Annotated in this window: 26 protein-coding genes and 1 riboswitch; of the genes, 15 read left to right on the forward strand and 11 right to left on the reverse strand. The window is 44.9% G+C overall.

Going from position 1 to position 24,937, the window contains the following annotated elements; all coding sequences use genetic code 11:
* Positions 1 to 33: 33 nt before the first annotated feature.
* The 7 genes from FQV26_RS05120 to ystJ all read left to right on the forward strand — a co-directional run bounded on the left by FQV26_RS05120 (position 34) and on the right by ystJ (position 8,036).
* Positions 34 to 726 (forward strand): hypothetical protein, encoded by a 693-nt coding sequence (locus tag FQV26_RS05120; RefSeq protein ID WP_146556285.1) that lies wholly within the window; start codon positions 34 to 36, stop codon positions 724 to 726.
* Between the two features lie 342 nt (positions 727 to 1,068).
* The gene (locus tag FQV26_RS05130; RefSeq protein WP_146556287.1) at positions 1,069 to 2,055 is read left to right on the forward strand and encodes a LacI family DNA-binding transcriptional regulator; all 987 of its coding nucleotides are present in this window, start codon (positions 1,069 to 1,071) and stop codon (positions 2,053 to 2,055) included.
* A 91-nt stretch (positions 2,056 to 2,146) separates the two neighbouring features.
* On the forward strand, positions 2,147 to 3,424 hold the full coding sequence (gene hisD / locus FQV26_RS05135; protein ID WP_146556288.1) for a histidinol dehydrogenase: 1,278 nt from the start codon (positions 2,147 to 2,149) through the stop codon (positions 3,422 to 3,424).
* Between the two features lie 100 nt (positions 3,425 to 3,524).
* On the forward strand, positions 3,525 to 4,841 hold the full coding sequence (locus FQV26_RS05140) for a GntP family permease (protein ID WP_146556289.1): 1,317 nt from the start codon (positions 3,525 to 3,527) through the stop codon (positions 4,839 to 4,841).
* An 83-nt stretch (positions 4,842 to 4,924) separates the two neighbouring features.
* Positions 4,925 to 5,869: a 3-hydroxyacyl-CoA dehydrogenase family protein gene (locus tag FQV26_RS05145; RefSeq protein WP_146556290.1), complete on the forward strand. Its 945-nt coding sequence runs from the start codon at positions 4,925 to 4,927 to the stop codon at positions 5,867 to 5,869.
* Entirely contained in the window at positions 5,866 to 6,630 is a 765-nt protein-coding gene (locus FQV26_RS05150; RefSeq protein WP_146556291.1) for an SDR family NAD(P)-dependent oxidoreductase, read from the forward strand. Before FQV26_RS05145 ends, FQV26_RS05150 begins: the two co-directional genes overlap by 4 nt.
* Positions 6,631 to 6,788: 158 nt before the next feature.
* On the forward strand, positions 6,789 to 8,036 hold the full coding sequence (ystJ, locus tag FQV26_RS05155) for an NADP-dependent malic enzyme (protein WP_146556292.1): 1,248 nt from the start codon (positions 6,789 to 6,791) through the stop codon (positions 8,034 to 8,036).
* A gap of 270 nt (positions 8,037 to 8,306) precedes the next feature.
* On the opposite strand, the gene FQV26_RS05160 is transcribed toward ystJ, so the two are convergent.
* Positions 8,307 to 9,479, reverse strand: a complete 1,173-nt coding sequence (locus FQV26_RS05160; protein WP_146556293.1) for an aminotransferase class I/II-fold pyridoxal phosphate-dependent enzyme — start codon at positions 9,477 to 9,479, stop codon at positions 8,307 to 8,309.
* The gene (locus FQV26_RS05165) at positions 9,472 to 10,596 is read right to left on the reverse strand and encodes a methionine biosynthesis PLP-dependent protein (RefSeq protein ID WP_146556294.1); all 1,125 of its coding nucleotides are present in this window, start codon (positions 10,594 to 10,596) and stop codon (positions 9,472 to 9,474) included. The genes FQV26_RS05160 and FQV26_RS05165 overlap by 8 nt, the downstream gene beginning before the upstream one ends.
* A 73-nt stretch (positions 10,597 to 10,669) precedes the next feature.
* A riboswitch (SAM riboswitch) is annotated at positions 10,670 to 10,773 on the reverse strand.
* Between the two features lie 235 nt (positions 10,774 to 11,008).
* Between FQV26_RS05165 and FQV26_RS05170 the strand changes: the two genes are divergently transcribed.
* From FQV26_RS05170 to FQV26_RS05190, 5 genes are all read left to right on the forward strand, one after another.
* Positions 11,009 to 11,314, forward strand: coding sequence for an antibiotic biosynthesis monooxygenase family protein (locus tag FQV26_RS05170; protein ID WP_146556295.1), 306 nt, complete (start codon positions 11,009 to 11,011; stop codon positions 11,312 to 11,314).
* Positions 11,311 to 11,664 carry a hypothetical protein gene (locus FQV26_RS05175; protein ID WP_146556296.1) on the forward strand — a complete coding sequence of 118 codons (354 nt, stop codon included), beginning with the start codon at positions 11,311 to 11,313 and terminating at the stop codon, positions 11,662 to 11,664. The genes FQV26_RS05170 and FQV26_RS05175 overlap by 4 nt, the downstream gene beginning before the upstream one ends.
* A 16-nt stretch (positions 11,665 to 11,680) precedes the next feature.
* Entirely contained in the window at positions 11,681 to 12,340 is a 660-nt protein-coding gene (locus FQV26_RS05180; RefSeq protein WP_146556297.1) for a cobalamin B12-binding domain-containing protein, read from the forward strand.
* Positions 12,315 to 13,082 (forward strand): STAS domain-containing protein, encoded by a 768-nt coding sequence (locus FQV26_RS05185; protein ID WP_146556298.1) that lies wholly within the window; start codon positions 12,315 to 12,317, stop codon positions 13,080 to 13,082. Before FQV26_RS05180 ends, FQV26_RS05185 begins: the two co-directional genes overlap by 26 nt.
* 402 nt (positions 13,083 to 13,484) lie before the next feature.
* Positions 13,485 to 14,492, forward strand: a complete 1,008-nt coding sequence (locus FQV26_RS05190) for an LLM class flavin-dependent oxidoreductase (protein ID WP_146556299.1) — start codon at positions 13,485 to 13,487, stop codon at positions 14,490 to 14,492.
* Positions 14,493 to 14,574: 82 nt separating this feature from the next.
* Here the strand turns inward: FQV26_RS05190 and FQV26_RS18695 are convergent, their stop codons facing one another.
* The 5 genes from FQV26_RS18695 to FQV26_RS05210 all read right to left on the reverse strand — a co-directional run bounded on the left by FQV26_RS18695 (position 14,575) and on the right by FQV26_RS05210 (position 18,165).
* Entirely contained in the window at positions 14,575 to 14,745 is a 171-nt protein-coding gene (locus FQV26_RS18695) for a hypothetical protein (protein ID WP_186759632.1), read from the reverse strand.
* Positions 14,746 to 14,942: 197 nt separating this feature from the next.
* The gene (locus FQV26_RS05195) at positions 14,943 to 15,827 is read right to left on the reverse strand and encodes a hypothetical protein (RefSeq protein ID WP_261384265.1); all 885 of its coding nucleotides are present in this window, start codon (positions 15,825 to 15,827) and stop codon (positions 14,943 to 14,945) included.
* 149 nt (positions 15,828 to 15,976) lie between these two features.
* A complete protein-coding gene (locus FQV26_RS05200; protein WP_146556300.1) occupies positions 15,977 to 16,699 on the reverse strand; it encodes an amino acid ABC transporter ATP-binding protein in 723 nt (240 codons plus the stop codon).
* Positions 16,692 to 17,351 (reverse strand): amino acid ABC transporter permease, encoded by a 660-nt coding sequence (locus FQV26_RS05205; protein WP_146556301.1) that lies wholly within the window; start codon positions 17,349 to 17,351, stop codon positions 16,692 to 16,694. Before FQV26_RS05205 ends, FQV26_RS05200 begins: the two co-directional genes overlap by 8 nt.
* A gap of 28 nt (positions 17,352 to 17,379) precedes the next feature.
* Positions 17,380 to 18,165: an ABC transporter substrate-binding protein gene (locus FQV26_RS05210; protein WP_146556302.1), complete on the reverse strand. Its 786-nt coding sequence runs from the start codon at positions 18,163 to 18,165 to the stop codon at positions 17,380 to 17,382.
* Between the two features lie 197 nt (positions 18,166 to 18,362).
* On the opposite strand from FQV26_RS05210, the gene pcp reads away from it, so the two are divergent.
* Positions 18,363 to 18,965 (forward strand): pyroglutamyl-peptidase I, encoded by a 603-nt coding sequence (pcp, locus tag FQV26_RS05215; protein ID WP_146556303.1) that lies wholly within the window; start codon positions 18,363 to 18,365, stop codon positions 18,963 to 18,965.
* Between the two features lie 43 nt (positions 18,966 to 19,008).
* Here pcp and FQV26_RS05220 read toward each other — a convergent pair whose 3' ends face one another.
* Complete coding sequence (locus FQV26_RS05220) at positions 19,009 to 19,713, reverse strand: HAD family hydrolase (RefSeq protein WP_261384266.1); 705 nt, start codon at positions 19,711 to 19,713, stop codon at positions 19,009 to 19,011.
* A 108-nt stretch (positions 19,714 to 19,821) separates the two neighbouring features.
* On the opposite strand from FQV26_RS05220, the gene FQV26_RS05225 reads away from it, so the two are divergent.
* Positions 19,822 to 20,115 (forward strand): hypothetical protein, encoded by a 294-nt coding sequence (locus FQV26_RS05225; protein WP_146556304.1) that lies wholly within the window; start codon positions 19,822 to 19,824, stop codon positions 20,113 to 20,115.
* Between the two features lie 670 nt (positions 20,116 to 20,785).
* Here the strand turns inward: FQV26_RS05225 and FQV26_RS18920 are convergent.
* Both FQV26_RS18920 and aceB read right to left on the reverse strand, forming a co-directional pair.
* Complete coding sequence (locus tag FQV26_RS18920; protein ID WP_222433892.1) at positions 20,786 to 20,914, reverse strand: YhfH family protein; 129 nt, start codon at positions 20,912 to 20,914, stop codon at positions 20,786 to 20,788.
* Between the two features lie 19 nt (positions 20,915 to 20,933).
* Entirely contained in the window at positions 20,934 to 22,535 is a 1,602-nt protein-coding gene (gene aceB, locus FQV26_RS05230; protein WP_186759633.1) for a malate synthase A, read from the reverse strand.
* Between the two features lie 238 nt (positions 22,536 to 22,773).
* Here aceB and FQV26_RS05235 point away from each other — a divergent pair, with 238 nt between their 5' ends.
* Positions 22,774 to 23,424 carry a LytTR family DNA-binding domain-containing protein gene (locus tag FQV26_RS05235; RefSeq protein WP_146556306.1) on the forward strand — a complete coding sequence of 217 codons (651 nt, stop codon included), beginning with the start codon at positions 22,774 to 22,776 and terminating at the stop codon, positions 23,422 to 23,424.
* Between the two features lie 53 nt (positions 23,425 to 23,477).
* Here FQV26_RS05235 and FQV26_RS05240 read toward each other — a convergent pair whose 3' ends face one another.
* Positions 23,478 to 24,842 carry an FAD-binding oxidoreductase gene (locus FQV26_RS05240; RefSeq protein WP_146556307.1) on the reverse strand — a complete coding sequence of 455 codons (1,365 nt, stop codon included), beginning with the start codon at positions 24,840 to 24,842 and terminating at the stop codon, positions 23,478 to 23,480.
* Between the last annotated feature and the right edge of the window lie 95 nt (positions 24,843 to 24,937).

A 24,937-nucleotide genomic window follows, 5' to 3' on the forward strand; every position in this document is an offset into this window, starting at 1 on the left:
GTAACGCCACTTCCTTAGTAGAGGAGGATGAATATGCCCAGAATCGTTATATACAGTTTAGCGCTGCTATTATTGATGGGAGCATGCGGCAATGAAGATCCGGAAGTACAGATTCCGCCAGGCTCGGACACCAATGTGACTGCGGATGATCCAGAGCGTGCAGAAGAGGCAGTCGATGAACCAGCCGCAGAAGAGGAGGAAGCGACTGTAGATCCATACGACTATTTTATGCCTGACGGTTCTACAGCTGCATTTCTTGGTGAAGGCAATGAATATGCGAGTTTTATGCTTCGGACAGTTTATCTGGATGGAGAGCATGTAGCTGTCTACGAGGACAATGGCGGAACAGTGATGTTGAAAGTCTATAGGCTGAGCGAAGAGACAATAGACTTGGTAATGGAGCAAGGCGAATTTTACGAGGATTACAGCGCTACAGCAGAAGAACTTGAAGCATTAGAGCCGATCCGGACGTATTTGACGTTTCCATTGGAAATCGGAACTGTCATCGGAGAACGAACAGTTATCGAAACAGATGCAGCAGTTGAGACACCTTTCGAAAATTTCGAGCAAGTGACAGTCCTTGAAAGTGAAGGCGAAAAAGGTTCCATAGTCAAGACGTATTTTGCTGAAGGGTATGGCGAGGTAAAGCGCGAATTTCAGATGCAGGAAGAAGGGCAAGAGGAATTCGTAGTGACGTCCGTCTTGGAAGAGCTTGAAACAGAATAAAGAAGAGAGCCTGCCATAGGAATGGCAGGCTGAGACTGTAGAAGAAGTCTGCCCAAAATGTATAGCGGTGCATAATCCCCAACCGGTCCGGGCACTTCGCTTTCCGCGGGCTCAGCTTCAGCCAATGCCTTTCCTGCGCGAGCCCGCGGAAAGCGCCCGCCTGAAGCGCAGGATCCGTTATAAACATAATGAAATGTTTAATGACATCAATATACTTTTGTCTACAAGCTCAGCCTGCCCTAGAAATAGGCAGGCTTTTTAGTGGGCAAAAAACAACGGATGTCAGACAGTGGAATTTAGTGTAAGCTAGTATTCAATGATAGTGGAAAAGGATTGAACCGAATGAAACCTACAATTAATGCAAAGGATGTCGCGAAGCTGGCAGGGGTTTCGCAATCTTCTGTTTCCAGAGTTTATTTTGAAGGAGCTAAAGTTTCGGAACGAACACGCAAAAAAGTTTTGGCCGCAGCTGAAGAGCTGGGCTATCGGCCCAATGAGTTTGCCAGAAGCTTGATCACAAGCCGAACGAAAATTATTGGATTGGTGATGAAAGGTGTAGAAAATCCTTTTTATCCCCAAGTATTGACGCAATTCACCTCTTCGTTTAAAAAATGCGGGTACAGTGTATTGTTCGTCCATACCAATAACGATGAAATTCAAAAAGAGGACGTCGAAACTTTATTGAATTACAATGTTGCAGGTGTCGTCATTACAGATGCTACCATGTCGTTGACTGTAGCAGAAAGCTTCAAGGCACATCACATTCCTTTAGTCTTTTTTAACCGTAAATTAAACCTTTCTGATTTCTATTCGGTATGCTGCAACAACTTGAATGCCGGGCGTGCAATAGCTGAATACTTGATTACGGAAGGTTCAACGGATATGGCATACATATCTGGGAATGAAAACACCTCAACTAGTCTGGAGCGCGAAAAAGGTTTTGGTGAAGTGTTGGAGCAGCACAACTTGAGTTACGCGAAACATATTTCAGATTATACGTATGAAGGTGGATATGGCACAGCACTTTCCATAATCGAAAGTGGAAAACTGCCTTCTGCTTTTTTTGTTGCGAATGATATTATGGCAATGGGTGTTTTGGATGCACTGCGGAAAAAGGCAGTTCAAGTGCCGGAACAGGTCAAAGTTATTGGCTTTGACAATATCGATATGGCATCGTGGCCTGCCTATGAACTGACGACATGGGAGCAGCCGATTGAAAAAATGGTTGAAGAAACAGTAAATTATTTATTAGCAGAAATTGCTGAATATACAGGAACCGCAAAGGTTTTGGAAGTGGAAGGCACATTTATTGAGCGGAAAACGACTTAATAAGTGTTGACTTTCACGAAATATTCGCATATTCTCTAAATAGTTTCACTTTTGCATACGTATTCAAAATAAGAAAATGGAGGAATCGAATATGATGAAAGTCTTAAAAGCAGGTAAATCTCAGGAAGAAGTAAGCGCTAACGATTCAAAGGTTTCGAGCATTGTAGCTGAAGCATTAAAAAATGTAGAAGAACGCGGTGATCAAGCAGTACGTGAACTTTCGGAGAAATTCGATAAATGGGCACCTGACTCTTTTCGTTTGTCTAGCGAACAGATAAATGAAATCGTTTCCAAAGTTCCTGATAGTGTCATTGACGATATTAAGTTTGCTCAAAAGAATATCCGTGAGTTTGCGGAAGCGCAGTTAGCGTCGATGCATGAAATCGAAGTTGAAAATATTCCGGGTGTCATTCTTGGGCACAAGAATATTCCGGTCAACAGCGTAGGATGCTATATTCCGGGTGGGCGCTATCCAATGGTTGCTTCAGCGCACATGAGTGTCTTGACTGCCAAAGTTGCCGGTGTTAAACGTGTAATCGCTTGCACACCGCCGATCAACGGAGAAATCCCAAATGCAACAATTGCAGCGATGGCACTTGCTGGAGCTGATGAAATTTATTTGCTTGGTGGCATTCAGGCGATGGCAGCGATGGCGATCGGTACTGAAACGATCGAATCGGTCGATATGATCGTTGGGCCAGGGAACGCCTTCGTCGCTGAAGCAAAACGTCAGTTATACGGCCGCGTCGGAATTGATTTATTTGCCGGCCCTACCGAAACTCTGGTTGTAGCAGATCATACTGCGGATGCAGAAATGGTGGCAACGGATCTGTTGGGACAAGGAGAACATGGCCCAACCTCGCCTGGAGCTTTGATTACAACATCAGAAGAACTGGCGAATGAAACCGTAAAAGAGATTGAACGACAATTACAAACATTGCCGACTGCAGATGTCGCACGAGTTTCATGGGAAGACTACGGTCAGATCCTATTGGTCGATTCCATTGAAGAGGCGCGAATCGAAGCGGATCGCCTGGCATTTGAACATGTTGAAATTTTGACGGAAAATCCGGATTACTTCCTGGAAAACATGACAAATTACGGCTGCCTGTTCCTCGGACCAGAAACGAATGTTGCTTACGGTGATAAAGTGATCGGCACCAATCATACCTTGCCAACTAAAGGCGCAGCGCGTTACACCGGCGGCTTATGGGTAGGTAAATTCATCAAAACCGTCACGTATCAAAAAGTGACACCAGAAGCGAGTGCCTATATCGGAGAATATGCAGCGCGCTTATGCCAGCTTGAGAATTTTGCAGGACACGCAGAACAGGCGCTCCTGCGTGTGAGAAGATACGGCAATAAATAATCTAGATATAGTAGATGAGCGGATTATCCGCAGGAAGTACACTTTTATTAACTAGAATGAAGTCAACATATTTTACTTGAGGGGTATGGGGGTAGTGTAAATGCTTGGCATGATTGGAATGTTTGGCGGATTGCTGTTATTGATTTACTTGACGATGCGCGGAATGAACTTGCTCATCGCAGCACCGTTGACTGCTTTGTTTGTAGCTGTACTGAATGGACTGCCTTTGTTTCCCCAGCTTGCTGAAGAAGGGGCGGCCAATTTTTTAACGAATTACATGACTGGATTTACAGGGTTCATCGCATCCTGGTATTTAATGTTCCTGACAGGAGCGATTTTCGGTAAAGTGATGGAAGACAGCGGGGCAGCTGACAGTGTTTCGAAATGGATCGTCAGCAAAATCGGAATGAAGCGAGCAGCTTTGGCAGTAGTCATCGCTTGTGCAGTTTTGACTTATGGCGGTGTCAGCTTGTTCGTCGTGGCGTTTTCTGTTTATCCAATGGCGCTCAGCCTTTTCAAGCAGGCTGACTTGCCGCGGCGCTTTATTCCGGCGGCACTGGCTTTCGGGTCGACGACTTTCACGATGACCTCTGCTGGATCACCGGAAATCCAAAACTGGATTCCGATTGAATTTTTAGGGACGTCCCCTTATGCAGGATGGGAAGTCAGTTTGATTGTCGCAATCTTCATGATGGTCTTCGGTTATTGGTGGCTGAAGAAAATGATTGGTAAAGCGGTTTCAAAAGGAGAGCATTTTGTTTCCAGAAAAACGGATCCTTCTGCAGAAAGCCGAAAAGAACTGCCGAATCCACTTTTGAGTATGATTCCGCTTGTCATCGTATTGATCATTTCGTATATTTTCCACGATTCACTTGGAACCTCGGCGTTAATTATCGCGTTGAGCGGCGGTATTTTAAGCACTTACTTAATCAATCGAAAATACTTCGAGAATCTTGGCAAAGCCTTTAGTGACGGCGCTATGGGAGCGGTCATTGCAATCGCTAATACGGCGGCTGTAGTAGGCTTTGGTGGAGTTGTCAGAGCAACACCTTCTTTTGAAGCAGCAGTTGATGTAATGACTGGAATTCCCGGCAGCCCATTGATCGGCGGCGCTTTAGCGGTAGCGGTCATTGCTGGACTAACCGGTTCCTCTTCAGGCGGACAAGCGATTGCCTTGCCGTTGCTGGCGCCTCATTACTTGGACATGGGCGTCGATCCCGAAGCCCTGCACCGGACAGTTTCTATTTCTTCCGGATCCCTGGATTCATTGCCGCAAGGCGGCTATGTGGTCACGACAATCCGTTCCATTGCAGGTGAAACGCATCGCGACGCGTATCCAGCATTCGGAGCATTATCAGTTGTCGTGCCATTGCTTGGCGCCGTGTTAGCAGTTGTATTATTCTCACTCGGATTATAAGATGAAGCTACCCAACAAACGCTGAAAAAAAGAGTTTGTTGGGCGGCTTTCGTTATACAGTCAAAAACGGAGAGGTGCAGATAATGGAAAAAATTTCGATTATTGGAGCAGGTACGATGGGGCATTCAATTGCCTTATCCGCAGCATGGTCCGGCCAAGTTGTAAATGTATACGGCATTAATGAGCAGGATATTGAAAATGCTGACAGAGGCTTACATAATAAACTCAAGGTAATGGCTGATAATGAGCTATTTAGCATGAAACAGGCTATGGAAATCAGAAAAAGCATTACGCTGACCACTTCACTAGAAGAAGCGATTGCGGATTCGACTTTTATCATCGAAGTCGTACCTGAAATTCTGGACTTGAAAAAAGACTTATACAAGCGATTGGAAAATGTAATTGGAGACGAAGTGATCATCGCCAGCAACACTTCCGGTTTTAAGCCGAGTTTATTGGCCGAAGGCATGAAGCACCCTGAGCGTTTTGTTGTCACTCATTTTTGGAATCCGGGGCACCTCATTCCATTAGTGGAAGTAGTTAAAGGCGAGCATACAGAAGAAGAAACCGTCTTGCGGGCTATGGAAGTGCTGAAAGCGATGAAGAAGAAACCGATTGTGCTCAATAAGGAGATTCCAGGGTTTATCGGCAACCGTCTGCAATACGCTTTGTTCCGTGAAGCCCAGGCGCTGTTGGATGCAGGAGCTGCTTCAAAAGAAGATATCGATGCAGCCGTAACATACAGCATTGGGCGTAGGCTGCCTGTAACTGGACCTCTTATGACAGCCGATATGGGAGGGCTTGACGTCTTTTCCGCAATCTCGGATTATTTGTTCGAGGACTTGTCAACAGACCAACGCTCCGGCGAAACTTTGTCAAAACTCGTTGAAGAAAACAAATTGGGCGACAAAAGCGGCGAAGGGTTTTATTCATGGGAGCCTGCCGTTTCAGCGGAGTTGAATAACGAGCGGGAACAGACCTTAATCCATTTCCTGAAGAATGATTTGAAAGCGGGTGCGTCTGAATGAACAACTATTTCTCCGAGTTGGAAAATAAAACGGTGGTTGTCACAGGAGGCAGCAGAGGAATCGGCAAAGATATAGCGAGGACTTTTGCGAAATTGAATGCCAATGTGGTGATTTCAGGCAGAAATAGAGCGGTTCTTGACTCGGCTTTACAAGATTTGAAGAGTTACAACCCACGATGTATTGCTGTTTCTGGAGACTTGAGCGATATCGTCCAAGTCCGGAAACTGATCGACACAGCAGCGTCTGAATTTGGAACCGTCGATGTATTAATTAATAATGCCGGCGTTAATATCGCTAAACCGGCAATGGAAGTGACAGAAGAGGATTGGGATACTGTACTGGATTTGAATTTGAAAACAGCATTTTTTGCAAGCCAAGCGGCAGCCAAGTACATGCTTGAACAACAAAGCGGGCGCATCATTAACATTGCTTCCCAAATGGCATTTGTCGGCTATGTGAAGCGTGCTGCTTATTGTTCAAGTAAAGGCGGTCTCGTACAGTTGACGAAAGCATTAGCTGTGGAATGGGCAAAACAAGGCATTCGCGTCAACGCAGTGGCGCCGACTTTTATTGAAACCGAGCTGACTGCGCGCATGTTTGATGACAAAGAATTTAAAAAAGATGTCGACAGCAGAATCTTGCTGGACGGTTTATCGCAGCCGGAAGATATCTCTGGTGCGGTTTTGTATTTGGCTTCCAACCTGGCTAATTTTGTAACCGGTGAAACCATCAAAGTTGATGGTGGCTGGACAGCAATCTAACGAAGCTGGAAAAGAATCGGTCCAAGTTCAACTAATAGAATAACTTTATTGCTTTATCCGCCTAAAGTCTGAATAATTACAGAATTGATTGAAAACTCTTTCAATTATTCAAATACCCTTTATAATGAACAATTATGAACTAAAGGGAGATGAGGCAAATGTCTAAGCTGAAACAGGACTCGTTGCAATTGCATCAGACGCATCAAGGGAAATTGGAGATTCGATCAAAAGTAGCGTTGGAAAATGAAAGGGATCTAAGCCTCGCTTATTCTCCAGGAGTAGCTGAACCTTGCAGAGAAATCGCTGCGGATCCGTCAAAGGTCCACGACTACACGATGAAAAGCAATATGGTCGCGGTTATCACAGACGGGACAGCTGTCTTGGGACTTGGAAATATAGGTCCGCTCGCAGCGTTGCCGGTAATGGAAGGAAAAGCGGTGCTGTTCAAGGAATTTGCCGGGGTGGATGCATTCCCGATTTGTTTGGATACTACAGACGCAGAAACCATCATCCAAACGGTCAAATTGCTTGAACCTGGTTTTGGCGGCGTCAATCTTGAGGATATTTCAGCCCCGACTTGCTTCATAGTAGAAGAGCGCCTGAAAAAAGAAATGGGCATTCCTGTATTTCATGATGATCAGCATGGCACCGCCATCGTTACGCTGGCTGGTTTGATCAATGCACTGAAATTGGTCGGCAAGGACGTACAGGAAACCAAAATTGTCGTAAACGGTGCGGGTGCTGCAGGAATCGCTATTGTCAAACTGCTGAGCAAATTCGGTTTCGGCCATTTGATTATGTGCGATACCAAGGGTGCCATTTATAAAGGACGCAAAAATGGCATGAATCCATTTAAAGAAGAAGTGGCTGAAATGAGCAATTACGAGCGCAAAGAAGGCCTACTTGCAGACGTAATTCAAGGAGCAGATGTCTTTATCGGAGTTTCTGCAGAAGGCGCCTTGAGCGAAGAGATGGTTCAAACCATGAACAGCGATGCGATTATCTTCGCCATGGCCAACCCGAATCCTGAAATCCTTCCGCATTTAGCCAAGCAGGCTGGAGCAAGAGTCGTCGGTACGGGACGCTCTGATTTTCCGAACCAGGTCAATAATGTCTTAGCTTTCCCAGGCCTCTTTAGAGGTGCATTGGATGTACTGGCTACGGATATCAACGATGCGATGAAAATCGCGGCAGTTGAAGCAATCGCAAGCTTGCTAGAGACCGATGAGCTTCATGAAGACTATGTCATACCTAAACCATTTGATTTACGCGTAGCTTCGGCTGTTGCAGCAGCAGTAGCAAAAGCTGCCGTAGAAACTGGCGTTGCCCGCAAAGCGATCGAAACGGATAATTCGAAGCAACAAGCGGCAAGTTTATCGGCAGTCGGTGAAAATAACAATATATAATAGAAGAAACCCATTCAGCTATAATTGCTGGATGGGTTTGTTAGTTAGCTGAACTTCTGCAAATTCGCCTGAGCGACTATAAATTCTCTCGAATTCTTTCGAATTTCTGTGAACGGCCATAAATGATTATAAACGATCAAAAATGTATAAAGCACACAGCCGTAGACAGTAAAAATCCCTTTGCAGTTCACATTGCAAAGGGGTTTTTCATAGCCAGTATCTGAAATCCTTCAGAAATTTCAACTTTTTGCTTCCATGCGTTAGACTTTTTTAATTGGCGATGCTTAAGCCGTTTCGACGAGCTACTTGAGCTAGTGCTTGTGTAAGGTCCTGAACTAGATCATCCGGATGTTCAAGTCCTACGGAATAGCGCAGCAAACCGTCTGTGATTCCACGTTTTTCACGTTCTTCGGCAGGCATAGAGCCATGGGACATCGTTGCCGGATATGACAGGATCGACTCCACTGCACCGAGGCTGACCGCAAATACCGGGATTCGAAGATGCTCGACGAAAACACGTGCTGATTTTTTATCAGCTAAACGGAAAGACAGGACCGCTCCCGCGCTTTTCGCCTGGCGTTCGTGAATCGGATTGCCGGGGTGGAATGAAAATCCTGGATAATAGACTTCTTCGATTAACGGGTGATTATGCAAGTATTCCGCAATAACGCGGGCCGATTCAGAAGACTGCCCCAAACGAGCGCCTAAAGTCTTGATGCCCTGAATCAGCAAGTAAGAATCCTGTGCACCAAGAACCGAACCGAACGTATTTTGAATAAAACCAAGGCGGTTTCCGAGCTCTTCATCTTTCGTAACGGCAAGACCAGCTACGACATCGCTATGTCCTGACAGGAACTTTGTCGCACTGTGAAGGACAATATCCGCTCCAAGCGCCAGTGGATTCTGGTAAAGCGGCGTCATGAACGTGTTATCGACAAAAGTTAGACAGCCATTAGCTTTCGCTAGTTTTGCGGCAATTTCAATATCAGTGATGTTCATTGTCGGATTCGAAGGTGTTTCCAAGTAAACCACTTTTGTGTTCGGCTGAATGGCATTGGCCATTGCGTTAAGGTCAGTCATATTAACAAATGTATATTCAATATTGAACTTATCCAAAACCTCCGTAATAAAACGGTAAGTTCCTCCATAGACGTCTTCTGACACTAAGACATGGTCGCCTGAAGACAACAGCATGAAAGCGGAAGAAATGGCAGCCATTCCTGAAGAAAAGGCGAATCCGCGTTTGCCGCCCTCCAGGTTCGCAATGGTTTCTTCCAAGGCAAGACGCGTTGGATTTCCAGAGCGGCTATAATCAAATGGTCCAAATGAATCCAGGCTTTGCTGGTGGAATGTAGAAGATAAATAGATCGGTACGTTTACAGCCCCTGTTAATGGATCAACTCCGGTAGAGTGAATAAACTTGGTTTCTATACGATCAGTCATATTCAACAACCTCCTTCTTCAATTTCGAAAATGCCTGTGTCAAATCAGCGATTAAGTCTTCAGCGAGTTCGACGCCGACGGAGAAGCGCAATAGGCGGTTACAGACGCCGCGTTTAGTCCGTTCTTCAAAAGGAATATCTGCATGGGTTTGTGTGGCAGGATAGGTAATGAAACTTTCAACGCCGCCTAAGCTCTCCGCAAAAGTGATGAGCTTGATGTTTTCCAGGAATGGGCCAACCCATTCTTCTTCTTGCAGCCGGAATGACAACATCCCGCCCATTCCGGGGTACAGTACATCTGATATGGCCGGTTGCTGCGACAAAAATTCAACGATGGCTTTTGCATTTGCTTCATGCTGCCTCATCCGCAGCGGCAAAGTCTTTAGTCCGCGGATCAATAGCCATGAATCAAAAGGTGATAGTACTGCACCAACCGAGTTATGGAAGAATGAAAGCCTTTCACAGATGCTTTCGCCTTTAGCAGCAACAAGGCCGGCAAGGACATCATTATGGCCGCCGATGTATTTGGTGGCGCTGTGGATGACAATATCCGCTCCCAGTTCAATCGGCTGCTGGAAGTAAGGCGTCAGGAATGTGTTGTCGACAATCAATAGAAGATTATGCTTTTTGGCTAATGCTGCATATTCCACAAGATCAATTTCCTGCATTAACGGATTGGTTGGCGTTTCAATGAAAAGCGCCCGTGTATTTAATGTTATTTTTTCTTCTGTATCCTGAACGTCTTTAAACTCTGCATATTTGGGATGAATATTATAAGCGGCTGCGAAATGGTCGAGGAGGCGATATGTCCCGCCATAAATGTCCTCAGGTACCAATAATTCGTCACCCGGTCGGAAGAGGGACAAAACTAATTGGATGGCAGCCATTCCAGAACTGCAGGCATATGCGGCATCCGCACCTTCAAGCTCCGCAAATCCTTCTTCGAGCACTGAGCGCGTCGGATTTTTTGTGCGGGTATAATCATAGCCTGTCGATTGTCCAAGTCCTTGGTGTTCATAGGCCGTTGATAAGTATATAGGTGGATTCACAGCTCCTGTCGCGGAGTCGCTGCGATTACCCAATTGAACCAATAAAGTTTCCAAACTGTGTTTTGTCATTTCACTCATCCTCTCAACAATAAAACAGGGGCTTTCTTCAAAAAGAAGAAAGCCCCTGACTAGAAATGCATTCTTCTCATCTTTTAGGCGCAGCCTATTGGAATTAGCACCGTGTCTTCGTCAGACTGGTTGCTGAGACTTCACAGGGCCAAATCCCTCCGTCTCTCTAGATAAGAAATATCTTATTAAATTTATCTTGTTTCTGTTTCGATGTTTTTAATCTTAAATCATTTGGCTAAAGAAAGCAAGGATGAAAATTAAATAGTTGAAATAAAAAGATAATAGATAGGAACGCTGTCAGCAAGCGATGGTCCTGCTGGAAGCAAATGGAACTGTACCGAGCTATTCTTTTAATTCGTCTGCCGAAGTGCTATAATCATTGAATGAAATTTGTATGCAAAGGGGAAAACGAATGTATATTGTCACCTCTACGGTGGTTGTTCCGCCTGAAAAAACCGAGGAAGTTATCGGTATTTATCAAAAACGTTCACGTCGTGTGGATTTAGCTGAAGGCTTTCATTTATTCAGGCTCATTCAAAACACGAAAAAGAAAAACGAATTGACTGTCCACATGGAATGGCATACAAAAGCGGCTTACATGGCTTGGGTAAAGAGCCAGGAGTTTAAGGAAATTCATGATCTGGAAAAAAACTATCCGGACCAGGAGTTGGCAAAAATCATTCCAACCGTCCGGCAATACGAAGTGGTGGCCGAATGAGGATAGATGTCAAAAATAAAGTCGCTTCTGAAACCGCTAAAAGTATTTATGCAGCCTATCCAACCCTCTGGGATCGTTTTGGAGAGCGAGGGTTTATGCATACAGAAAAAGATAATCATCATCACCTGGACCATCTGGAAACTGCTTTTTCGCTTAATGACGAAAAGGTATTTATCGATTACACGATTTGGCTGGAAACCGTCCTGACAAGCCGTAATGTTGAAACGGCATTAATCATCGATAATTTTGAACGCTTACAAAAGATCCTTCCGGGGAATATAGAGAAGGATGAAGAAGTCTTTATGATGCGGTGTTTAACGAAAGCCATTGCGGTGTTGAGCCCTTCATAAGGTTAAGGAGGGTAACATGAATAAAAAATCACAAGAGCTGTCCGATTTATTTTTAGCTGGTGATGAAAAGCAAGCGTTGGATCTGGTGCAAACGTATTTGGAAAATCATACAAAAAATGAACTTTATCAATTAGTGCTGACTCCAGCAATGTATCGGATTGGAGAGCTTTGGGAAAAGAATATCATCACAGTGGCTGACGAACATTTGGCTACCGCTATCTGCGATTTTGTGGTATCGGTAACAGATGTTCGTCGGCCGGTAAAAAATATATCTGAAAAGAAAGTGATGGTCTTAGGTCCAGAAGGGGAAGACCATTATATCGGTTTGAAGATGGTCGCCTCTTTATTCAAGGAAAATGGCTGGGAAGTTCAGTACTTGGGGCCCAATTTACCGCTTGATGCTGCAATCGACTCTGCGAACCGGTGGAAGCCCGATGTCATCGCCTTATCGGCTGCGTTAGCCTATCGTCTGCCTGTTCTGAAGAAATACGCACAGTCTTTCATCGAACTTGATTTTAAGCCCTCTGTTATTTTGGGAGGACGTGCTGTTGCCATGGCAAATTGGTCTGCTTCTGAATCTGAAGGCATGATCATCGTAAAAGAATTGGATCAGCTAAAAGAATGGATCCATACTGGAAAGGAACCAGACAATGACTTCAGTATCTCATTTGGATGAATGGCCGCTTCCGGCTTTTAAGTTGAATAGCAAGCTGGCGATTATGGAGCGCTCGGAAGAAGCGAAAAAGTTAGTAGGCGACCGTGTCTTTTTCCTTGAACTGCTTGACGAAGGAAGTAGGAAAAAAGCACGTGAATTTCTTTCGGGCAATCAGTCTGCCGGGCCACTTGAATTGAATTTCATTTCACTCGCTGATGAATTGTTCCTGGGAGACGTTTATAGCAAGTGGGACAGTGACTCCAACTTGAACATCGTGTTGGTGCCGAAGGATAATCGTCTACTGGAGATAACGAGCCAATTGCTCAGCCTTCGAACGCGTCTTCAGGAAACCGATTATGACCTGCTTCTTGAAAAAGAGCGGACAGAAGACTTGCTTGAGCAGGTTCGAAAACTATCTGCTCCTTGTATAGATCTTGGGAAAAAACATATCCTGATACCGTTATTCGGAGATTTGGATCCCCGCAAGATTGAAGTGATCCGCTTTCAAATCCTGAACCAGGTTTACGAGACCGGCGCCGAAACAGTCATTATGGATCTGACGGCAATGGACCAACTTGAACAAGACGGCGTCGATTATTTAAAATCATTGATGCAGACATTCAAAGTTATGGGAATCCAGGGAATCATGACAGGAATGAAGCCGCAGCATGCAAAGCAGTTGCATCATCTTGAACTAGGTTTGGGCCTGTATTTTGTAAGCTCGCTGCAGACAGTTCTGGCTTCACGGAAGCTACTTTTATAAAGTGTGTGAAAAAGCCGAAGCAGGTTGCTTCGGCTTTTTGTGTTTATCAGACTACCAGACCTATATGGGCGCTTGCGCTTTTCTAATTGTCCAGACTCCAGCAGCCAGCTCTTTGGGTCATAAGCCACTCTGACTGTGCGGCTGAAAACATGCCGCTTCGCCAGATCGTCTTACCCTGTCAGAGCTGAACAGGCACTTCCACTTTTCTCTATTGTCTAGCTCCAACGGCCAGCTCCTCGGGTCATAAGCCACCCTGACTATGCGGAAAAGGACGCCGCTTCGTCAGGGCGTCTTATGCCTGTCGGAGCTGAACGGCCGTTTCCGCTTTTCGTGCTATGAGCAGGAAAAAGGACGTTTTTGGCAAACATCGCTACAATGGAATGGATAGGAGTGGAAATAGACATGGAAATTAAGAAGTTTGAAAATATACCGTTGGCTGTTCTTGATTTGGCACCGATCAATGAAGGGGCAGAAACAGCGCAGGCGTTTAGAAATAGTGTGGAATTGGCACAGCATGTTGAAAAGTTAGGGTTTAATCGCTACTGGCTGGCTGAACATCATAATATGCCGGGCATCGGCAGTTCTGCAACATCTGTTCTTATTGGGCATATTGCGGGTGCGACGGAGTCCATCCGTGTAGGTTCAGGGGGCATCATGCTGCCAAATCATGCACCGCTTGTTATTGCTGAGCAGTTCGGTACGCTGGAAACAATCTACCCAGGGCGCATCGATTTAGGATTAGGACGTGCACCAGGAAGCGATCAGGCAACCGCTTATGCGTTGCGCCGCACTTTGCAGAGCAGTGGAGATGATTTCCCTCAGCAAGTAGCTGAGCTGGAAAACTACTTTTCGGAAAATCCGGTTGGCCGTGTACGGGCTTATCCTGGAACCAATTTGAAGATACCGCTATGGTTATTGGGATCGAGCGGATTCAGTGCGCAGCTTGCGGCACTCAAAGGTTTGCCGTTTTCATTCGCCAGTCATTTTGCTCCGGACTATATGATGCAGGCGCTGCAACTGTACCATCAGAATTTCAAACCGTCTCCAGCCTTGGCTTCGCCTTATGCCATGCTTGGTGTCAACATCATTGCTGCGGATACACAAGAACGCGCTGAGTGGTTGGCAACTTCCTCACAGCAGCAGATGTTTTCGTTGATGAGAGGAGAGCCGACAACCTTTAAAGCGCCCATCGACAACTTGGAAGAAGTTTGGACAGATCGCGAAATCGCAATTTTCCGTGAGAAATTAGATTCCGAATCGATGATTGTCGGTACACCGGATGTCGTCAAACAAAAGCTGAAAAACTTTATTCAAAAAACACGTGCTAATGAAGTCATTATCAACTCACCAATCTTCCATCAGGAAGATCGCCTGCGTTCGTACGACTTTGTAGCAGAAATGATGAACTAAGCAAACCCCCATTCTCAGAATGGGGGTTTTTCTCATATAAAAATCGCCTCTCCAGTTACGAGAGGCGATAATTAATTGTGCGCTAGTGAAGATCTTTTGCTTTTTCTTCTTCACGCTGGCGTTCTTTTGGAATCTCGTCTTCTTCATAGGCTGCATAATCAGGTGCACCTTCGCCAATCATATTCAGAACCGCATTGAAATCGTCATCTAAACGAAGTTCAGCTTCTCGTGGATCGAGTACTTTGCGTTCCATTATGACCAACCTCCTTCTTGTATAATCAGCAGCCCTATGACAATGAAGGTGGGAATCCTATCTCAACTTAATTATACAGACTATTCCGTTAAATATAAAGCGAAGCTGCTTGAAAACCAAAACGTTTTTATAGGGGAAAATAGTACTTGGAATAATGCTAACCCCCGTTGAAGCATAGGCTTCAACGGGGGTTAAAATTACTGCTGATTAATTTCTGCATTTAAAATCATAGAATCAAAGAACAGGGAAGGCGAGGTTTCATCCCATTCAAGGGAAGTGAGATCAGCCGTCCGTTTATCAATATAGCCATAAGCAAGTTCAGTTCGGGGATCGTCGGTCAATTCAAGTTTAACATAAGGTCCTTCAGGCGTTAGCCAGTTTAATTGAGACAACCGGTTTTCAAGAGAAAAGGCGATCCATTCATCTTCTGCTTCATCTGTTGCAAACAATGGTTCCTGAGCAGTCATCAGCCATGTGTGACTCGTATGTTTGGGAGGCAGCCACAGGTTCTTCGCCAGCACCCCTTGTTCGGCAGTGAACTCCGATATCTCATGGCGCAGTTCCCGGACCCATTCGCCGTTGCCGAGCTGAAGACTTCGGGATATATAGACATTGCCGATGAGAATTTCGCTGTTTTGGGTTGTAAAGACCCCGTAAGGATTGGTGGTAGGATCTGGACCGTATACCGCTTCATCGAGCCTAACAGTCGATTCTGGATTCCAGGATTTATATTCGGCGTCCTCCAGATTGTTGACGTTCATTGAAAACGTATAGGGGATCCAGCTTGTATTTTTGATTTCTTCAAAGATAAAGGATGTTCCATTTTCAAGCGATCGGTTGATAAGTGTATACGTACCCACATTCAACCCGAGCAAAGTCATCTGGTAAACCTGTGTAAGATCCGAACCGCTGTTATTTACTTCAGGTTCGCTGAGTGTAATAAAAGTCGGTTTTTCTACCGTTAATAACACATTGTTTTCCGAATAAAGTTCAACTTCGTTTTTTAGGAACATGACGGCTGTAAAGACGATCAGCGACATGAAAAATACGACTCCTGTTAAAATAATAATTTTTCTAAACACAATTTCCACCTCTGATTTCTGCATGTTTGCCAAGTTTGATTATAACATGGTCAGAAGGGGAGTAAGCTTTCTACATTTGAGCATCAAATGAACAAATCCGAATGGAAGAAGGTTGTGGGACGAAAAAACAGGCCTCCAAAGGAAGCCTGTTATAATACTTTATCCAGAAAATCTTTGGCCCGTTCAGTTTTAGGGTTGCTGAAGAACTCGACCGGTTGGCCTTCTTCTACGAGTACACCATGGTCCAAAAACAGTACACGGTCCGCGACTTCACGGGCAAAGCCCATTTCATGCGTCACGACAACCATTGTCATACCGGATTTTGCTAAATCTTTCATAACATCGAGTACTTCTTTGACCATTTCGGGATCAAGTGCTGATGTCGGTTCATCAAATAGCATCAGTTCAGGTTCCATAGCCAAGGCACGCGCAATGGCCACACGCTGTTTCTGGCCGCCTGACAGGCTGTTTGGATAGGCCTTTTCTTTTTCAGACAGCCCGACGCGTTCTAACAGGAGACGGGCTTTCATTTCAGCTTCCGTTTTTTTAACGCCTTTTGCCTTCATAGGAGCATATGTCAGATTTTCAAGTACCGTCAAGTGAGGGAATAAATGAAAATGCTGAAACACCATGCCAATCTGCTGGCGAATCTTGTGGATGGTTTTCTTAGAAGCCGTTAAGTTCTTGCCATTGATTTCAATAGAGCCCGATGTCGGGACTTCCAATAGATTCAAGCAGCGCAAGAAAGTTGATTTCCCTGAACCGGAAGGGCCGATAATTGACACTACTTCCCCTTTGGCAACAGTGGTGGAGATATCGCTAAGCACTTCATTGGTGCCGAATTTTTTATACAAGTTCTGTACCTTAATCACTTTGTTTCAGCCTCCGTTCAAATACTCTGCCAATCATCGTTAAGCCCATGACCAGACACCAGTAGATGACACCGACAAATAACAAAGGTTCGAAGTTGCGGAACAAATCGGCGCCTACCACTTGTGCACGTCTCATCAGATCGAGGTAACCGATCGTCGAAACGATGGCGGATTCTTTTGTTAAAGTGATGAACTCATTCATTAGTGCTGGCAAGATATTTTTAAGGGCCTGAGGCAAAATGATGTCTTTCATCATCGCGCGATAAGGTACACCAAGAGCCTGTGCCGCTTCCATCTGTCCTTTATCGACCGCCTGGATTCCGGCACGGATGATTTCGGATATGTAGGCGGATGAATTCAGTCCAAAAGCCAGAATTGCCGACAGGAAGGGCGAGATGTCATATCCAGTCAACTGAGGAATGGAGTAATAGATAATCATCAATTGCAGAATCAACGGTGTCCCTCTAAATACCGAAGTATAAGCATCGGCGAACCATCTTAATGGTTTGATGCTGCCAATTTTGAATAAAGCCAGTAAGGTTCCGAGAATCGATCCCAAAATGATGGCAAAGAATACAAATTTTAAAGTGACCCATATCCCTTCTAACATGAAAGGGATATAGGGGACTATTTGTGAAAAATCCAGGTTCATAGGTTACAACTCTTTTCTAAAGGTAAGTTTACTCTTCTTCAGTCAGCCATTTTTCTTTCAATTCATCCAGCTTGCCGCTTTCTTCCATTTCAGCAAGTACGCCATTGACATCATCCACAAGGTCACTGCCTTTCGGGAAAGCGACAGCCATGCCAGGGGAAGCAGTTGTCGGGTCATCAAATGCACCCAAATCCTGTGATTCGATATAGCCAAGTGCAACTTGCTTGTCCATATAAGCCGCATCGATGCGACCAGACAAGATTTCCTGGATCAACGCTCCGGAATCGTCCAACGCTTTTAATTCAAAATTAATGCCTTCGTCTGCAATAATGCTCTTCGCGCCTTCTTCTTGGATGGTGCCAAGCTGAACACCGACAGTTTTTCCTTCCAATGATTCAAGAGTGGTGAGTTCTGAATCTTTAGGTGTAACGAACATTTCACCGGAATGGTTGTATTCAGTGGAGAAATCAACGTTTTCTTTACGGGATTCAGTTGCGGACATGCCAGCGATGACCATATCAACACGGTCGTTCTGTAAAGCGCCGATCAAGCCGTCAAATTTCATATCGGTAATTTTTAGCTCATAGCCGAGTTCGTCTGCAATGTGGTTCGCTAAATCGATGTCGAAGCCGACAATTTCGCCTTCTGGATTACGTGATTCGAAAGGTGCAAACTCAGCGGATGTACCCATTTCCAATACTTCTTTTTCTTCTGAGGATCCTGATTCGCCTTCACTCGAGCTGTCACTGCCGCAAGCTCCTAATAGTAATGCAGATGATGCCAATAAAGTGATGAATAGTTTATTTTTAATCATGTATGTTTCCCCCTAATGTATGTATCTTTATTCATTAAAATGAATTTTAACACAATAAAAAGAATTTGAGAAGAGTTTTTAAAGAGGGATCAAAAGTTTATATATTCTGATTTTTTTAAGTGGATTAATCTAAGGTTATTCAAGTCAATGGGAAAGGGGAGTGCGATTGCGTATAATACAGATAGGAGGCGATGAGATTGAAAAAATTACTTTTGACCGGATTTGAACCGTTTTTGGATTATACAGTCAATCCAACAATGAAAATAGTAGAAGAATTAGATGGAACAACAGTCGGTAATTACCGCATCGTTGGAAAGATAATGGCTGTAGACTTCAATTCTTCAGGAGCGGCTTTGCTGCGATTCATCGATGACGAAGAGCCGGATGCGGTGATTTCTCTTGGTCTTGCAGCTGGGCGCTATAAGATCACGCCGGAACGGATTGCCATCAATGTTAAAGATGGAGATGTTGATAATGAAGGCCATAAACCAGTTGATGAACCAATCCGTGAAGAAGGGGAGCCCGCTTATCTGTCTGCACTTCCTATCCGGAGAATGGTCGACAGTTTGATTGCTCATGGATTGCCAGCGGACATTTCCAATACGGCCGGTGCATATCTATGCAATAACGTCATGTACGAAGGCTTGCATTACGCGAAAAAGAATAAGCCTGACCTGCCTACAGGCTTTATCCACATTCCAGCATCGCATGAACTGGCTATCCAGCATGGTCGAATTCCAAGCTGGTCCCACGAGGATTTACTAAGAGGGGTTCGGATTTGTATCGAAACATTGGATTAAGCGCGAAAAAGCGAATCGCAGTGGCGATTCGCTTTTCATATGGTTAAATGATTTCCCAGTTTCTTTCAGCAGCAACGGTCCGCAGCCGGGGTTCAGGTTGTACGGCAACTGGATGGCCGACAAGTTCGAGAACTGGCAAATCCGAATGGCTGTCGCCATAAGCATAGCTATTGGCCCAGTCAATGTCTTGTCCTTTGAGTGCTTCTTTAATTTTCATCGTTTTCAGAGGGCCTTGGATATGCGAAATGGGAGTTCGATGATCTAATATATTGTCTTTGTAGAGAATTTCAGTTCCGATGATGGTCTTAATCGGCAACTGTTTAGTGACGGCGTGAAGAAGCGGAGTGAAAGCTCCTGATACCAGCATGACGTAATCGTTATTAGCGACATGGTTTTTCAGGCGTTCTACAACAGTCGGATTCATATCACTATGCATCCGGTCGGCAATCTCGCCGAAATACTGTTCAAGTTCAGCCTGCGTAAAAGTTTCCAATGCAGATAAGTATGCCTGAACAGAGCGTTCACGCATTTTTCGTTCCGGGTAAATTTTCAGTTTATGGCCAATGTAAGGCGGCATGATGGCACGGTAAAATTGACGGTAACGTCTGCTGTGTTCGGGATGATTCTTCAAATGTTCCATCATCAGCTGGAAGGTTTCCTTCGAATACAAGGTTCCATCAAAATCAAATATAGCTACGCGCAAGGCGATCAACTCCGGTTTCTCAATTTTTTCTGCTGCTTCCATCATAGCGGATATGGGCGTCCTCTTCCAGCAGATGGCAGCTGAAGGTTTAAGCGTTTTTGCTTGAAGGGTATAGAAATAGAAATGAGTGAATATGTCACAGGAGGTTTTACAATGGAAAAGCAGCGCATCACAGTCGGCTATGTTGAATTAACACAGGAAGAGTCGGACCGGCTGTTTCAGGAAGTGAAAAAAGACAAAGACATCGAAAACTATAGTGAGCTTCAGGGCCTGATGGAAGATTTTGATTCGGTTATCATCGAACCTGATGCACAGCCGCTCGCAGAAATTCTTGATGGAGATGAAGCACCAACCGAAACACAACAAGGCGGCACCCGCTATATTGAAGTTTTTAATAAACTTGAAGAAGATACCCGTTATCGTTTTGAATCATCGGATCAAAATTAAGATCAGCCGTCCAAGCTTTTACTTGGGCGTTTTTTTCGTAATAGCAACTTTAATTGTCTATATTTGAGTAATTATAAAAACTGACGAGGTTTTATTAAAAGTAGCTATTCACTAAGCTTTTCAAGAAAGCTTCGGCAATTTCCATAAAAAAAGGGAAAAGGGATGACCTGTACAATACAGGTCATCCCTTGAGCTTGTAGACAAAAGAATAAATAGTTCATCCAACGAATAACTACTTATTTCATCGTATTGATATCGAATCCAGCGCTCCAGGCGGACGCGTTCCGCGGGCTCGCGCCGAACTAACTCGTCCTGACGTCCGAGTGGATTTCGGCACTTCGCTTTCCCGCTGGAGTCGCCGCCTTGCGCTCCGGATTCTTGCGTCAAGGGTGACCAGGTTTGCTGGGACTATTTTTTCTGGAACTGACTAGCGGCTTCTTCCTTTGATTAAAGCAACATGTTCCAACCGGTCTGGCCACGAAGACTCCTGTGGAATCAGCGAAAGCTGAAGACCCCGCAGGAACGCAGTGACGAGGAGGCTGAAGCTGAGCCCACGGAACGCGAAGTGGCCGGACCGGTTGGGGATATGCACCTCTATTCATTTTGGTTAGACTTTGTCTACAGTCTGAGGGGATGACCTGTACAATACAGGTCATCCCCTTTTTTATTTCTACTCTTCTTTATTTCCAATGCAGCGCTCGCATTCGTAAATAATGGATTCGCGTTGTTCCTTGATTTCGCACCCGCATTCCCGGCATTCCTTTTTTGAACGTGCTGCGTGAGTCTGCATGTTTTTCATCATGATCGCCTCCAATGGTTTAGTTTAGTATTTCATACCCAGGCAGTGTCAGGAATTCAGCAAAGTCACTTTGCAGGGTAAGGCGTGTAAATAACTCGCGGGCTTCCACGTAATTTCCGGATGAGTATCTCGCTTCGCCAACTGCCTGTTGAATCTTAGTAGTCTCTTCTTCCATAACTTCATTGAATAATGAAACATCGATTTTTCGGCCGTCTTCCAAAATCCCTTTCGGATGGCGAATCCATTGCCACACTTGAGAGCGGGAGATTTCAGCAGTTGCGGCATCCTCCATCAAGTTATTGATGGGTGCTGCGCCGTTTCCAGACAACCAGGAAGCGATGTATTGGATACCGACTGAAATGTTGGATCGAAGGCCTTCTTCTGTAATCGTGCCCTCCGGAACTTTAACCAATTCTGCAGCAGTCACTTGGACATCTTCCCGTTTCTTGTCGATCTGGTTAGGTGTTGGCATGTGTTCATCAAATTGTTCCATGGCGATCGCGACCATCCCTGGGTGTGCAACCCATGTGCCGTCGTGGCCGTCCATTGCTTCGCGGCGCTTGTCTTCGGCAACTTTTTGGAATGCAGCTGAGTTGGCTTCATAATTTCCTTTGACTGGAATCTGTGCTGCCATGCCGCCGAGAGCCGGCGCATTGCGCTTATGGCATGTTTTGATGCACAGCTGGGTATAGGCGCGCATAAATGGAACGGTCATTGTCACTTGTGAACGATCCGGGAAAATGTATTCCGGCAGGTTGCGCATTCGTTTGATGACACTAAAGATATAATCCCATCGTCCGCAATTCAAACCAGCAGAATGATCACGCAATTCATATAGAATTTCATCCATTTCAAATGCGGCTAGAATTGTCTCTATTAATACCGTCGCTCGTATCGAACTTTGTGGAATGCCCAGCTCGTCTTGAGCAAAAACGAAAACGTCGTTCCAGAGGCGAGCCTCCAAATGGCTTTCCATTTTTGGAAGGTAGAAATAAGGGCCAGTGCCGCGGTCTATCAATTCCTTAGCGTTGTGGAAAAAGTACAATCCGAAGTCGACCAGGCTGCCGGAAATCGGCTGTCCGTTAATGAGAATGTTCTTTTCCGTCAAGTGCCAACCGCGTGGACGCACCATTAATACTGCTGTTTTTTCATTCAATGCATATTTCTTTCCTGTTTCTGGAATTTCAAAATCAATCTGGCGCCGGACTGCATCGCGTAAGTTCACTTGGCCATCAATGACATTAAACCAATTAGGAGCAGTGGCGTCTTCCAGATCTGCCATGAACATCTTGGCTCCGGAATTTAATGCGTTGATCAGCATTTTCCGGTTGGTTGGACCTGTAATTTCAACGCGGCGATCCTTCATGTCTTCAGGAAGAGGGGCGATCGTCCAATTATTTTTTCGGATATGCTTGGTTTCAGGAAGAAAGTCGAGCTTCTTGCCGCCATCAATTTCCATTTGGCGTGCTTGGCGTTTCTCCAGCAGTCGCACTCGGCGTTTGTCGAAAGTTGTATGCAGTTTTTCAATAAACTCCAGAGCCTCTGGAGTTAAAATCGTATCCATTCCTGGAATTTCTTCACCTTTAATAGCGATAGTGGACTTGGTTAACAAAGCAATCATCCTTTCTAAGAAAAAAATTAAGTCTACTGTATTAATACAGTTTGTTTTGTTGTATATTAATATATAACAGTAACTTCTAACTGTCTTACAAACAGGATGGAATAGATTATACAGCGACAAAAGCAGTTATGGAGCGATAAAAGTGGCTTCTTTTAGGGGATTCTGCTTTCTAATTGAAAGACAGATGATCTACAGCCCTGTTAAGCAGGAAAGCCACATTTGGAAGGGGAGTCGGGGTATGGAGAACAAAATCGTGGAGCAGATGGGTTTTATTATTGGGGATTGGATTCCAAAAGAGGCATCGGTTGCCATAGCTATTGGAGATAGTTATATCTACTATAAAGCAGGGGTCCACGATCTGCAGATTCGAGGGGGGCAGCCGGTTTTGCCAGGCAGTATCGCTGCACGTGCGAAAAAGGAAAAGCAGCGCATTGAGATGTTTGTTGAAGAGTCGATTCTTGGAACCGCTTATTATGGCATTGGTTATCCCATTATACTTGGGGATAAAGAAGGGGTGTTGGTGGTCATCCTGCCACCTGATTACTTGGTGCGTCAAAAGCAGCCGATCCGATTTCTAACAGGCAAAATCGATGAAGCATGGCGTCCAGTTCCAATCGATCTGGTTTCCCATATCGAGAGCAGCCAGAAGAAAACCTGGTTTTATACGGATCAGGAAACTTATTGCTCTATTCATACCTTGAAAAATCTAAAGCATCAATTGCCCGATATTTTCCTGCCGATTCACCGTTCCTACATTGTGAACATTAATTATATAGAAGAGATCTCTCGTGATATTGCATCCAATTATCAATTGACCCTAAGAGACGGTTCGACTTTGCCGGTCAGCCAAAATTACGCGGCTAGTATTAGAGAACGACTAGGATTTTAAGTGACTTATATTGCATAACAAAAGCAGCTGGACATAAAATCCAGCTGCTTTTGTTATGCAAATATTTTTCCGGGATTCATCAGGTTGTTTGGATCCAGCATGCGCTTCATGTTTTTCATGACTGCAACAGCAGCACCGTGTTCAGCATCCTGGTATTTCATTTTGCCAAGGCCCACGCCGTGCTCACCCGTACATGTACCTTCAAGTTCAATGGCGCGGTAAGCAAGTTTTTCGTTGATCTGTTCAGCAGCGAGCTGCTGGTTTGGATCTTTTGCGTCATAGGAGATTGAAGTATGGAAATTGCCGTCGCCAATATGTCCCAAAACTCCGCCCTCCAATCCGCTTTCAGCGATGAGTTCACGGGCATAATCAATCAATTCGGGGAGCTTTGAAATGGGCACGCAGACATCGCCCCCTGTAATTGTCATCCCCGCCTGGTGCCGGTAGGCATAAGCCATTTCATGACGGGCTTTCCAAATCATAGCCCGTTCTTCTGAATCTGCTGCTACACGCCAGTTCTCACAATTCATATCGGTTAACAGTTCCTCTGCCAGTGCGGCTTCTTCTTCAGCCGCACGCTTCATACCGGCAAATTCAAAGAAGAGAGAATGCTTTTCGGGCAATCCATAGCCGCCATAAACATTTACTTTCCCGATGCTGTAAGCATCGACAAACTCCATACGTTGGATAGGAATACCACTCAGCAAAATCATATGAGCCGCTTCAGCGCATTGATGTGGAGTTTCAAATGTGCAGCTGGCAGCAATCGTGTGTTCAGGGATTCCGTGAAGCTTCAACGTGATTTCTGTAATGACGCCCAGCGTTCCTTCTGAACCTGTAAATAAACCGGTCAAGTGATAGCCCGAAGATGATTTTTTTGCTTTTGTTCCGGTATGCAAAATGGTGCCGTCTGCCAGTACTACCTCCAAATCAACAATTTGATCGCGCATGACGCCATAGCGGACCGCTGTTGTTCCGCTGGCATTATTGGCTGTCATCCCGCCGATTGTGGCATCTGCACCGGGATCGATCGGAAATTGCAGGCCGTGTCGATTGATGATGCTGTTCAGTTGTAGTCGAGTGATTCCAGGCTGTACAGTCACTAATAGATCTTCAGGTGAAAATTTCACCACTTGGTTCATGCGTTCAAAGTTGATGGAGATTCCACCGTTCAATGGAATGGCTTGTCCTTCAAGTCCAGACCCAATACCGAATGGTGTGATAGGTATGGAAGCCTCGCGGGCAACCTGCATAATGGCTAGTATGTCTTCAGTCGATTCAGGAAAGCAGACAATTTCAGGTTCTGAAGGTGGATGGTCGGATTCGTCGTGGCTATGTCTGTATAATTCACTAATGCTCGTTGAACATTGATCTGTTTTTAATACATCCTGTAATTGTGAAATCCAGTTTTGCGTCATATAAATATAGCTCCTTTAAGTAGTATGCCACTGTAGATATGTGGTGGTTTAGTATAAATTCAAATGAGGTAAAGAAAGTAAAAAATCAAATAGGA

Origin of the sequence: Planococcus sp. CPCC 101016 (assembly GCF_007859295.1) — a bacterium.
Taxonomy (GTDB): domain Bacteria; phylum Bacillota; class Bacilli; order Bacillales_A; family Planococcaceae; genus Planococcus.

Excerpts from the sequence above, each read along its gene's own strand:
- FQV26_RS05120 (WP_146556285.1), top strand. The coding sequence starts at position 34 with ATGCCCAGAATCGTTATATACAGTTTAGCGCTGCTATTATTGATGGGA.
- FQV26_RS05130 (WP_146556287.1), top strand. The coding sequence starts at position 1,069 with ATGAAACCTACAATTAATGCAAAGGATGTCGCGAAGCTGGCAGGGGTT.
- hisD (WP_146556288.1), top strand. The coding sequence starts at position 2,147 with ATGATGAAAGTCTTAAAAGCAGGTAAATCTCAGGAAGAAGTAAGCGCT.
- FQV26_RS05140 (WP_146556289.1), top strand. The coding sequence starts at position 3,525 with ATGCTTGGCATGATTGGAATGTTTGGCGGATTGCTGTTATTGATTTAC.
- FQV26_RS05145 (WP_146556290.1), top strand. The coding sequence starts at position 4,925 with ATGGAAAAAATTTCGATTATTGGAGCAGGTACGATGGGGCATTCAATT.
- FQV26_RS05150 (WP_146556291.1), top strand. The coding sequence starts at position 5,866 with ATGAACAACTATTTCTCCGAGTTGGAAAATAAAACGGTGGTTGTCACA.
- ystJ (WP_146556292.1), top strand. The coding sequence starts at position 6,789 with ATGTCTAAGCTGAAACAGGACTCGTTGCAATTGCATCAGACGCATCAA.
- FQV26_RS05160 (WP_146556293.1), bottom strand. The coding sequence starts at position 9,479 with ATGACTGATCGTATAGAAACCAAGTTTATTCACTCTACCGGAGTTGAT.
- FQV26_RS05165 (WP_146556294.1), bottom strand. The coding sequence starts at position 10,596 with ATGACAAAACACAGTTTGGAAACTTTATTGGTTCAATTGGGTAATCGC.
- FQV26_RS05170 (WP_146556295.1), top strand. The coding sequence starts at position 11,009 with ATGTATATTGTCACCTCTACGGTGGTTGTTCCGCCTGAAAAAACCGAG.
- FQV26_RS05175 (WP_146556296.1), top strand. The coding sequence starts at position 11,311 with ATGAGGATAGATGTCAAAAATAAAGTCGCTTCTGAAACCGCTAAAAGT.
- FQV26_RS05180 (WP_146556297.1), top strand. The coding sequence starts at position 11,681 with ATGAATAAAAAATCACAAGAGCTGTCCGATTTATTTTTAGCTGGTGAT.
- FQV26_RS05185 (WP_146556298.1), top strand. The coding sequence starts at position 12,315 with ATGACTTCAGTATCTCATTTGGATGAATGGCCGCTTCCGGCTTTTAAG.
- FQV26_RS05190 (WP_146556299.1), top strand. The coding sequence starts at position 13,485 with ATGGAAATTAAGAAGTTTGAAAATATACCGTTGGCTGTTCTTGATTTG.
- FQV26_RS18695 (WP_186759632.1), bottom strand. The coding sequence starts at position 14,745 with ATGGAACGCAAAGTACTCGATCCACGAGAAGCTGAACTTCGTTTAGAT.
- FQV26_RS05205 (WP_146556301.1), bottom strand. The coding sequence starts at position 17,351 with ATGAACCTGGATTTTTCACAAATAGTCCCCTATATCCCTTTCATGTTA.
- FQV26_RS05210 (WP_146556302.1), bottom strand. The coding sequence starts at position 18,165 with ATGATTAAAAATAAACTATTCATCACTTTATTGGCATCATCTGCATTA.
- FQV26_RS05220 (WP_261384266.1), bottom strand. The coding sequence starts at position 19,713 with ATGATGGAAGCAGCAGAAAAAATTGAGAAACCGGAGTTGATCGCCTTG.
- FQV26_RS05225 (WP_146556304.1), top strand. The coding sequence starts at position 19,822 with ATGGAAAAGCAGCGCATCACAGTCGGCTATGTTGAATTAACACAGGAA.
- FQV26_RS18920 (WP_222433892.1), bottom strand. The coding sequence starts at position 20,914 with ATGAAAAACATGCAGACTCACGCAGCACGTTCAAAAAAGGAATGCCGG.
- aceB (WP_186759633.1), bottom strand. The coding sequence starts at position 22,535 with ATGATTGCTTTGTTAACCAAGTCCACTATCGCTATTAAAGGTGAAGAA.
- FQV26_RS05235 (WP_146556306.1), top strand. The coding sequence starts at position 22,774 with ATGGAGAACAAAATCGTGGAGCAGATGGGTTTTATTATTGGGGATTGG.
- FQV26_RS05240 (WP_146556307.1), bottom strand. The coding sequence starts at position 24,842 with ATGACGCAAAACTGGATTTCACAATTACAGGATGTATTAAAAACAGAT.